The 10,651-nt window shown below is 43.0% G+C and carries 8 protein-coding genes and 3 pseudogenes; 2 read left to right on the top strand and 9 right to left on the bottom strand.

The features are described 5' to 3' along the window. Positions 1-121: 121 nt before the first annotated feature. The 8 genes and pseudogenes from ACYVLS_RS04825 to ACYVLS_RS04790 form a co-directional block, all read right to left on the bottom strand. A pseudogene (locus ACYVLS_RS04825) lies at positions 122-388 on the bottom strand (2-oxo acid dehydrogenase subunit E2); the annotation flags it as partial. A gap of 129 nt (positions 389-517) precedes the next feature. Continuing rightward, a pseudogene (locus ACYVLS_RS04820) lies at positions 518-634 on the bottom strand (E3 binding domain-containing protein); the annotation flags it as partial. 209 nt (positions 635-843) lie between these two features. Next, positions 844-1,063: pseudogene (locus tag ACYVLS_RS04815) on the bottom strand (biotin/lipoyl-containing protein); the annotation flags it as partial. Positions 1,064-1,076: 13 nt separating this feature from the next. Beyond that, positions 1,077-2,063, bottom strand: a complete 987-nt coding sequence (locus ACYVLS_RS04810; protein ID WP_460321859.1) for an alpha-ketoacid dehydrogenase subunit beta — start codon at positions 2,061-2,063, stop codon at positions 1,077-1,079. Between the two features lie 27 nt (positions 2,064-2,090). Continuing rightward, positions 2,091-3,077: a thiamine pyrophosphate-dependent dehydrogenase E1 component subunit alpha gene (locus tag ACYVLS_RS04805; RefSeq protein WP_460321856.1), complete on the bottom strand. Its 987-nt coding sequence runs from the start codon at positions 3,075-3,077 to the stop codon at positions 2,091-2,093. Between the two features lie 19 nt (positions 3,078-3,096). Then, positions 3,097-4,512, bottom strand: coding sequence for a dihydrolipoyl dehydrogenase (gene lpdA, locus ACYVLS_RS04800; protein WP_460321854.1), 1,416 nt, complete (start codon positions 4,510-4,512; stop codon positions 3,097-3,099). Positions 4,513-4,533: 21 nt separating this feature from the next. Then, the gene (gene buk, locus ACYVLS_RS04795) at positions 4,534-5,601 is read right to left on the bottom strand and encodes a butyrate kinase (RefSeq protein ID WP_460321852.1); all 1,068 of its coding nucleotides are present in this window, start codon (positions 5,599-5,601) and stop codon (positions 4,534-4,536) included. Between the two features lie 20 nt (positions 5,602-5,621). Next, positions 5,622-6,458 carry a phosphate acyltransferase gene (locus ACYVLS_RS04790; protein ID WP_460321849.1) on the bottom strand — a complete coding sequence of 279 codons (837 nt, stop codon included), beginning with the start codon at positions 6,456-6,458 and terminating at the stop codon, positions 5,622-5,624. A 472-nt stretch (positions 6,459-6,930) separates the two neighbouring features. Here ACYVLS_RS04790 and ACYVLS_RS04785 point away from each other — a divergent pair, with 472 nt between their 5' ends. After that, positions 6,931-8,262, top strand: a complete 1,332-nt coding sequence (locus ACYVLS_RS04785; protein WP_460321847.1) for a sodium-dependent transporter — start codon at positions 6,931-6,933, stop codon at positions 8,260-8,262. Between the two features lie 268 nt (positions 8,263-8,530). Here ACYVLS_RS04785 and ACYVLS_RS04780 read toward each other — a convergent pair whose 3' ends face one another. Further along, positions 8,531-9,508: a ring-cleaving dioxygenase gene (locus ACYVLS_RS04780; protein WP_460321845.1), complete on the bottom strand. Its 978-nt coding sequence runs from the start codon at positions 9,506-9,508 to the stop codon at positions 8,531-8,533. Positions 9,509-9,789: 281 nt separating this feature from the next. Between ACYVLS_RS04780 and ACYVLS_RS04775 the strand changes: the two genes are divergently transcribed. Further along, positions 9,790-10,650 (top strand): helix-turn-helix domain-containing protein, encoded by an 861-nt coding sequence (locus ACYVLS_RS04775; RefSeq protein ID WP_460321843.1) that lies wholly within the window; start codon positions 9,790-9,792, stop codon positions 10,648-10,650. Position 10,651: the final 1 nt, after the last annotated feature.

Below are 10,651 nucleotides of genomic sequence, written 5' to 3'. Positions count from 1 at the left end.
TTTTTGTTTTATACTTATCCATGCTGTAAGTCCTTTGTTTTGGTCTTGGATAAGTCATCCCACCCCATTATAAAGGACTTTTTCATGTGTTGAAACAGTTAAAATTTTTAATGCAACACTAGTGGTAGACAATATTTCCATTATCCCAGGACGTATTGATAATCGGGTGTTTCTTCAGTGCCTGTACAACTGCTTTGACAAAAAATGGGAAGAAGGAAAGCGACACGCCCTCTTGTTTCTTAAACTGTTCTTTTGTCTTTGCTCTCAGCTTAACAATATTCGTCACATCGGCTTCAACCATGAGCCAGGCATGTGGAATTTCTGTGGTGCTTTGAACCATTTTCTTAGCAATCGCTTTACGGATACCGTCTGCCGGTACAATTTCATCTCCAGATGATGTACGCGAAACAGGGGTAGTAGAACGTTCTTCTGCTTTCGGTTTCTGTTCGGTTTTCGCAGCTGACTCTGTTTTTTCTACAGGCTTTTCAGCTTTAGACTGGCTTTGAGAAGAAACATCGAAGTTTTCCACATCTTTGCGCGTAATGCGTCCGTGCTTGCCCGTTCCGTCAACCTGGTTCAGGTCAATTCCACGTTCCTGCGCAATTCGTACAACAGCTGGTGAATAGCGGGCGCCAGATTTTTCAGAAGACTCTTTAGGTTCCAATGACTGCTTTGCGTCACTTTTCGTCTCTCGTTCCATCGGCTGCTCATCTGCTTCTTTGTCTATTTCTTTGTTGATATGATCAATGAATTCTTCACTTTTTTCTTCCTGTACGTCTTCTGAATCGGCTGACACGTCTACTGTCTCGTCTTCGCCTTCTTCATCCGTTTCGATTTTTACGATTGGTGTGCCGATTTCGACGTCTGTATCCACATCTATCAGAAATTCTTTGACCACTCCTGAATAATTCGATGGAATTTCCGTCGTGACTTTATCTGAAACGGCCTCAGCTATGGGATCGTATTTCTCAATCTTGTCGCCTTCAGCTACCAGCCATACAACGATGGAGGCTTCAGTGACACTTTCTCCCAAGTGAGGCATTTCTATGATTCTAATACTCATTCATTCATCCTCCTTAAAATTCTGCAAGATCACGCATGGCATTCGTTACTTTTTCTTCGTCTACAAGAAATTCACGTTCTAAAGCAATGGAATACGGCATGCTTGGCGAATCAGGTCCCGCTAGACGCTTGATAGGAGCATCCAGTTCAAACAGCGCTTCCTCTGCAATTATAGCTGAAATTTCACTCATGATGCTGCCTTCGAGGTTATCTTCCGTCACAAGAAGGACTTTACCCGTCTTCTTCGCTGCTTTAACCAGTGTCTCCTTATCTAAAGGATAGAGTGAGCGCACATCGACCACTTCTGCTTCGTAGCCTTCCTTGCTTAGCGTTTCTGCGGCTTTTAGGGCATGATTCAAGACCATTCCATAGCCAATAACGGTAATGTCATCACCTTCTCTGACCACATTCGCCTTATCCAGCGGCACCACATAATCCTCATCAGACACATCTTCTTTAAGTAAGCGGTATAAGCGCTTGTGCTCATAAAATAGAACCGGATCATCCGAGCGAATCGCCGCTTTAATCAAGCCTTTTGCATCATGTGGTGAAGATGGGGTCACGATTCTAAGACCCGGCTGACCAAAGAGAACTTTTTCAGTAGACTGCGAATGATACAGCCCCCCTCGTACGCCTCCGCCATATGGGGCGCGATAGACTATTGGAGCTGTCCAGTCGCCTTTTGTACGGTAACGCATGCGTGACGCTTCTGATATCAGCTGGTTGACTGCGGGCAGAATATAGTCAGCAAACTGAAACTCGCCGATAGCGCGGTAACCTGTCACACCAAGGCCAACAGCCAGTCCACCAATCAAACCTTCCGTCAATGGTGTATTGAAACAGCGATCATCGCCAAACTGTTCAGCCAGACCTTTGGTTACACCGAATACGCCTCCTTTAACCCCTCCGACATCTTCGCCGAAAATTACTACCTTTTCATCTCGAGCCATCTCTTCTTCTATTCCCTTACGGATGGCTTCTAAATACGTCATCATTGCCATAGGCTTCTTACATCCTTTCTGTTTCTATTAATCTGCGTAGATTTGATCTAGTATCGTATCGGCAGTCGGTTCAGGCATTGCCTCAGCTTCATCAGTTGCCTGGTTGATTTCTTTTTTGAGTTCCGTGTCAATGTCAGTCATCTCTTCACGCGTTAAGTAGCCTTCATCAATCAGTTGTTTTTCGAACAAGAGCAGGCCATCATTTTTCTTCATATTATCTAAATCTTCTTTAGAGCGGTAAACGGAATGGTCATCATCTGCGGAGTGAGAGGTCAGACGGGATACCATCAGCTCAATTAGAGCCGGACCGTTTCCTTTGCGTGCCTCTTCTACCACCTGCTTGAATGCCAGGTATGTCTCAGCAAAGTCATTACCGTTAACGCGAATGCCTGGGAAGCCATAAGCCGGTCCGCGTTCAGCCATCGTTTCGTTCGCATACTGCTCATCGGTTCCAACTGAAATGGCGTAGCCGTTATTTTCAACAACGAAAATCAGCGGCAGTTTTTTTACCCCGGCAAAGTTCATCGCTTCCTGAACTTCCCCCTGGTTGGCTGATCCTTCTCCAGTAGCAGTCAAGGTAACATAGTCCGACTTTTTAAGCTGAGCCGCATAGGCTACACCCGTTGCCAGTGGGAATTGGGTACTGACTGTTGACGAATGTGACACAATATTATGTTCTTTTGATCCATAGTGGTTCGGCATCTGACGGCCATGAGAGGACGGGTCGTCTTCTTTGCCAAGAGACCCCAGCATAATATCTTTAGCCGTCATCCCCCAGACCATGCAGGCTGTCATGTCGCGGTAATAGGGAAGGAAATAATCTTTTTCCGGCTGAAAGGCCATGGCCATAGCGACTTGCCCGACTTCATGCCCCTGTCCGGATATATTGAAAGAGGTTTTTCCAATACGTGTTAACTGCCATAAGCGTTCGTCTAACCTTCGACCAAGCAGTACGTGCTTGTAGGCTTGAATCAGTTCTTCTTTACTTAAACCAGATTCTTTCAGTTTTTTCATAGTCTCAACACTCACTTTCTTATTTATGAATCGCTAATTTATAGACATCTAAAGCCGCTTCCTGAATAGCTTCTGACAAGGTTGGATGCGGATGAATCGCTTCTCCTATTTCAATAGGTGAGGCATCCAAATAGATGGCCGTGGACACTTCAGATATCAGATCAGTCGCATGCGGACCAATAATGGATACACCTATCAGATCGTCTGTTTCTTCATCTTTAATGACTTCCACAAAACCATCGGCTTTTCCGTGAATCAAAGCCTTGCCGTTAGAATTGAACTGGAAAGTGCCTGTTTTCACCTTTCTGCCTTCCGGAAGGGTTTCTTTCGTATAGCCGACACTGGCAATCTCCGGCGATGTATAAGTACACCTCGGTACATTGACATAATTGATTGGTTCACTAGTCTCATGAGCGATATGATCAACAGCCAATTCGCCTTCTTTCATGGCCACATGTGCCAACTGCAGGGTGTCGATACAGTCTCCGATGGCATAAATATGACTTTCTGAAGTCTGGTAATGATCGTTGACTTTAATGCCTTTTGCATCGTATTTAACTGATGTATTCTGCAGGCCAAGCCCTTCGACAACCGGTTTGCGTCCGATAGCCACCATGACTTTGTCGACAACCAGTGGTTCTTCTTTTCCTTTTACAGAAAGAGTGACAGAATCGTCTTTTATAACAGCGTTCTCGACCAGCTGGCCGACTTCCACCTTAATTCCGCGTTTTTTAAATTGTTTCTGCAGTGCTTTGGATACTTGCTTGCTTTCGTTAATGACTAACCGGTCAAGGGCTTCAAAGATAGTAATCTCCACACCCAGGCTATTGAGCAAGGATGCCCATTCAACGCCGATGACGCCGCCACCGATAATAGCCATTGACTTCGGCAGTTCCTCCAGTTCCAGCATACCATCAGATGACAGAATCATCTTTTCGTCTAAAGGCAGATGCGGAAGCGTGTTAGGTACAGAACCGGTCGCAATAATCAGTTTTTTCGGCACGTAAATTTCTTCTTCCTTTTCCGGGTCGTCAAAGGTTACAGCAACCGCTCCTGAAACCGGCGAAAAGATTGACGGCCCCAAGACCGCGCCTTTTCCGTTCACCACTTTAATTTTGTTTTTCTTAACCAGACCCTGAACGCCCTGATGCAGCTGGTCAACGATGCCTTGCTTGCGTTTCATGACTTTCGAGAAATTCACTTTCGGTGTTTCGGTCATCTCCAGGCCAAAATCATCGGCCATTTTAAAGGTATCCATTACTTCAGCACTTCTAAGTAGTACTTTGCTTGGGATACATCCACGGTGCAGGCAGGTACCGCCGAGTTTATCCTTCTCGACAAGCACAACATCCATGCCTAATTGGGCAGCGCGTATAGCTGCTACATATCCTCCGGTACCCCCGCCAAGAATCAGCAGTTCTGTTTCAATCGCCATTTAATCTCCTCACTTTTCCTTTTAATAGTGTTTGGCTTGTTCTTTGTTTTCTAGGACACGCACGACCCCGTCATGGAGAGCATCCATCTCCATCTCGCCGGCCATCACTTCAACCGGTGCAATCCAGCTGACCCGTTCTTCGATGTGCTTAACGACAAATTCGCCATAAGCAGCGCCACCTGTCAGAATAATAAAGTCGACCTTTCCTTTGAGAACCGTTGCCATTTCACCAATCGCCTTAGCCACTTGATAGGTCATCGCTTCAAGGTATAAGATTGCTTCTTCGTCGCCCTGATCAATCCGTTCAATGACGCGTCTCAGGTCAATTTCGTTCAAGTAGGACTTGATTCCACCATTTCCAGCCAGTTTTTTCTTAATCGCATCCAAATCCAGCTGCTCGTCCAGAATCATTCTGGCAAAATCATAAAGCGGTAGGCCGCCAGTACGCTCGGGAGTAAAAGGCCCTTCTCCATCGAGACCGTTGACAACATCAATCATCTTGCCATTCTCATGGGCAGCGATGCTTGAACCGCCCCCCAGATGTGCGACGATGACATTGCTTTGTTCGTACTGTTTACTTTTTTCTGATAGAACTTTGCGGGCTACTGCTTTTTGATTCAAAGCATGCACGACACTTCTGCGTTCAATGCCTTTCAAACCTGAAACACGAGCCAGCTCAATCATTTCGTCCACAACGACCGGATCGACAATATAAGCATTGACTCCAGCCAGTTCGGCGATTTCATGTGCCAGAATGGCTCCAAGATTGGAAGCATGCGTATTGTATTTCTCCTCCGTCAAGTCTTTAAGCATAGCTTCTTCAACGAGATAGGTGCCCCCTGGTATTGGTTTAAGGAGACCCCCACGCCCAACTACTGCTTCCAGTTGATCAGCCTTATAGCCTTCTTTTTCCATAAAATCTATAATGACTTGTTTTCTAAAATGTTTCTGATCAATGATGCCGTTAAACTGAGCCAGTTCTTCGGCAGTGTGTCGAATCGTCTGCGTAGCCACTTCCTTTTTGTTTTCATACAATGAAAGCTTTGTTGAAGTTGAACCCGGGTTAATGGCTAAAATAGTCTTTTTCATACCTGTCCTCCTGAAGTTTATTAAACACTCTGTCCAGTCTGCATTAAGGCAAATTTCAGAGCATACAGCTTGCTCCGCACTTTGTCACTTCTTGAAGTCAGAACGATAGGAACCTTGGTCCCCACAATTGTTCCACCAATTGTTGCATCGCCAAACAGCAAAATGGATTTGTACAAAACATTGCCTACATCAATATTTGGCACAACCAAGATGTCGGCATCACCGGCAATGGGCCCTTCAAAGCGCTTATGTTCGACCGCTTCTTTTGATAATGCCAAATCAAGTGACAGCGGACCATAGACCACTGCATCGGTCGCATCACTGAAACGGTCCGTCAGTTTTTTCGCTGTAACTGAAGAAGGCATTTTTGGATTGTAATTCTCTGCCGAACTCAATAAAGCAATTTTGGGTTTTTTCAGTCCTATCGTGTGACCGACCTGTTTGACATTTTCTATAATAGAAACAAGCTGGTCCTCACTTGGCGCAATATTCATACCGGCATCTGTCAGCAATATCTGCCGGTCGAGCGCCGGCGAATTCACCAGCGCTACGTGTGAAAGCAAGTCCTGCGCTTTCAAATTGTTCTCTTTTTTCAGCACTTCTTTCAGTAACGTGTGTGTTTTTATGCCGCCCTTCAGCAAGATGTCGGCCTCTTTGCTGACAACAGTTTTGACAGTTGCCTCAATCATATCTTGTTCAGACTCAAACTGGCGGTATTCCCAGATATCTTCTGTATCAATATTGTCTTCCGTATCGAACACAATAAACTTTACTTTATTATTAAATTCTTCAGCACTTAAACGGGCGAGCTCTAAAATTTCTACTCGAGACCCCCCTGCTACTGCAACAGTTTGCATAATCTATTCCCCCACTTTATGTAAACGCTTAAATTAAGTGTACCCTATATTTCAAAATGTGCAAATACTTAAAAACTATAGCGCTATAAATTAATTTTATATTACTTTTTACCATCTTGTGCTTGATTTTTCGATTTAAAGATTCCCTTCGCTGGTTATTTCAGCATGGGCAACCATTTTTCTATCAAACTTTCTTATAGACTGATTACATTCTTCTATGGAAAAACCTATAACTATTATACCTTGAACATAGCATGTGATTTTTTTCACCAGTTCCAAGTCAGTTTTTCTTGTGAAATGAGCATTGTATTTCCCACACTAATTACCTACAATACAGTATATAAAGCGTTTACATTATTTGTGCGTGTGTATGAATGCGTTTTAATTAGAGAAAGATGAGAAAAAGGTTCAAAAGCACTCATAAATCATGTATACTACTTTAATATCATCATTAAAGAAGGAGTGTTAATTAATGGAACAAAAAAGAGAGCAATGGGGTTCCCGGTGGGGGTTTATCCTTGCGACTATGGGTTCAGCGATTGGATTAGGTAATATCTGGCGTTTTTCATACGCTATGGGAGAAGGCGGAGGTTCAGCTTTTTTAATTATTTATATTGTAAGTGTTCTTCTCCTAGGGTTTCCAGTTATGCTGATGGAATTTTCAATTGGTCGTCGGTCACAGGCTGATGCAGTAGAAGCGTTTAAAAAACTTGCTCCTGGTAAGCCTTGGTTCATAGCAGGTGGCTTCGGAGTGCTCGCTGCCTTCCTCATTCTTTCATTTTACGGTGTTATCGGAGGCTGGTCCTTGCGTTACACCATGGAATATCTGACCGGCGGAGTAACAGGCGACCCTTCAGACTTCTTTGGAGGTTTCATTTCCAGCACCTTTGATCCGGTGTTCTGGCAGTTTATTTTCATGGCTCTAACGGTGGCTATCGTTTTTATCGGCGTTCAAAAAGGAATCGAACTGACAAGTAAGATTATGATGCCGATACTGAGTATTCTCGTCATAGCTCTAGCTATTTACAGCATGACTTTAGGCGGAACGGTTGAAGCTCTGGAATTCATGTTCATGCCGGACTGGGGCGCCTTTGCTGATCCGACAATCTATGTCACTGCTATGGGACAAGCTTTCTTTACATTAAGTTTAGGTATGGGAATTATGCTGACTTACAGCAGTTATTTGGACCCAAGCTCTAAACTTCCGTCTTCTGCAGCTATAGTCATCGTTCTGGATACAGCGTTCGCTATTATCTCCGGACTGATTATTTTCCCTGCTTTATTCGCATTCGGCCTGGACCCTGCTGAAGGAGCTGGCTTAGTCTTTATTGTTCTTCCAAATATTTTTGAAGCCTTGGGTGGAATCGGGCATATTGTTGGACTAGTCTTCTTTATTCTCTTTTCAATTGCCGCCTTATCATCCGCGATTTCACTGCTGGAAGTATCAGTTGCTTACTTCATGCGCCGCTTAAACATGTCACGTAAAGCAGTCACCTTAATGGTCGGCTTGGCTATTACCCTATTAGGGGTATTATCCTCTCTGAGTCAAGGGGCGATGGAAATCAACATACTTGATCAAAGCTTCCTAGACTTTGTAGATGGACTGACAGCTAATGTGCTTCTACCTGCCAGCGCCCTGTTATCTGTTTTGTTTGTTACTTGGTCATGGAAAAAAGAAGAGATTTTGACCCATACCGATATTAAGGGAACTGCCTGGGCTGACGCCTTTATCGTTGTTGCAAAGTTTATTGCACCACTAGCCATCCTTGTCGTTCTAGTTATGGGACTAATTAACTGGCTGTAGATCATCTATTAAAAAGTGATAGACTAGCTACAGCTCTAAACTATACGAACGAATTTTAAAAGGTAACCCGTCAAATCCGGAGAGTATTCTCTGATTTGACGGGTTTTTATGTGAGGATGATTATCAGTCGGTTAATCATTCCTTCGTATAAATAAATCCATAAGCGATTATTACGTTCTTTTACAACTCCCTTTGTATAGAAAAAAGTACATGCTAGCTGTGCTTTTTTTTTTTAAGGCTTTATTGTAGTCTTTTTATTCAATTAAAGTTATTCTTTATCAAAGGTCTTTGTGCTTCTGACGGTGTCGATATGGCGAACTTGCTCTTCGATGGATTCCCTCTGGCTTTCCAGAAACGGTGGCAGCGACAGTTTCTCTCCTAACGTTTCGTAAGGTTCATCTCCCATGAATCCAGGGCCTTCCGTAGCCAGTTCAATTAGAATGCCTCCTGTGACCCGGGCATATAGTGATTTAAAGTAAAAGCGGTCTACGAATCCAGAGTTAGGCAGCTGGAAGGATTTATAGTGTTCAATCCACTCGTCAATCTCTTCCCTGTCGTCCACTCGAAATGCGACATGGTGAACCGTACCATATCCTTGACGGTGAGGATTAGCTGAAGGATTAATTTCCACAATAACTTGTGCACCATTACCCCCTTCGCCCATTTCAAAGAGGTGGACATCATTTTCCTGAGCAATTTCTTTCATGTTATAAACCTGTTCCAGAACTGCTTTAATATAGTCCAAGTCTGGATGGGTAATGAAAATCGGTCCCAGTCCTGTCAGTGCATGCTCGAGAGGTACAGGCCCATTTTGCCAAGGTGTACCGGATGGCACACCTGAATTATGTTCATCTGAAATGAGCTGATACTGTTGATTGTCAAAATCAGTAAAACGCAGAACTTTTTTACCAAACTGTTCACTGATGCCTTCGTGCTTAACCTCTAATCGGTCGAAGCGTTCGACCCAGTAATCTAAAGAGTCATCTGTCGGCACTCTGAACGATGTGCGGGAGATTTCGTCATTGCCATGCTCCCCTGCTGGAATATCCGGAAAATCAAAAAATGTCATATCTGTTCCGGGACTGCCCTTGTCATCTGCGAAAAACAGATGATAGGTTTGAATATCATCCTGATTGACGGTTTTCTTGACTAGTCTTAATCCTAAATTATACGTAAAAAACTCATAAATTTTCTCTGCACTACTGGTAATGGCCGTAACATGGTGTGTACCGTTTAGTTGTTTCATACAATTTTCCCTCCTGAAATATTATACACTTACATAATTAGTTTAACTCATTCGAATTCAATTTTCCTTGTTTAAGCACTAGACTAACCGTGCTTGTAAGCACTTAGACAGAAAACGTCATTATTATCTCGAATTCGAAATAAGTATACCTTTTATTCTTTTCCCTGTCAAATTATTGCATTTTTATTAAGATTACAACTCTTTGATAATATTTATTAATATTGATTGCTATCTGGGCTGTGATGGCTTATACTCTCATTATAGAAAGCGTGGGGATTATTATGAAACTAGGAGAAATTATTAAGTTCAGGCGAAAAGAGCTTGGATTAACCCAGCAGGAGCTGGCTAAAGATATATGCGCTCAAGCACTCATCAGCCGAGTCGAAAAAGGCGATATTGTGCCTAAAAAATCGATTCTTGATAAACTTGAAACCCGTTTAGGTTTGGAAAAGAATGAACTGATTAAAGCAGAACAGGATAACCAGAAAAAAAATGAACTCGATGACGTGAAAAAACAGATTCGCAGTTACCTTATTGCTCGTGATTATAAAACCATCGAACTGCTACTGGACCATCACAAACTGCTGATCAACAGTTCGCGTGATTTAAATGACAAAGTCTTCTTTTCCTGGATAGAAGCTTCTTTACAGCACCAACTGTATAATCAGAGTGACAAAGCTCTCGAAATTTTGAATGGGATGTATCTTGAACAGGTCAAGGATGATCTTGCTATTGAAATTTTAAATGCTCGTGGGTTAATATACTATCAACGAGAAGAATTTGAAGAAGCTCTTTCTTCTTACAAGCAAGGTATTAATCGCTTGAGCGACACAATCAACTATGAAGTAAAAGCGAAAATAATTCTAAACTACTCACTGACTCTTGAACAGCAAGGTTATAATAAAGAAGCCTTGTCTTATATTTCCGAAGGCATTGATACTCTGGTAGAAAACAACTCACTCTTTCTACTCGGCGACTACCATCATACGAAAGGACACATCTTTTACAAGCTAGGTAACTTGAACGAGGCCAAAGAAAACTTTGAATTGGCCATGCACTTGTTTAAACTCCAAAACAATCATAAACTTTTATCTTTCTCCCAATTGGCATTGACTGAAATTAACAACAAACTGTCTAAATAAA

Source organism: Alkalibacterium psychrotolerans, from assembly GCF_054784355.1.
Note: the sequence above shows the minus strand (reverse complement) of the source record. Positions and strands in the feature narration are given on the sequence as shown.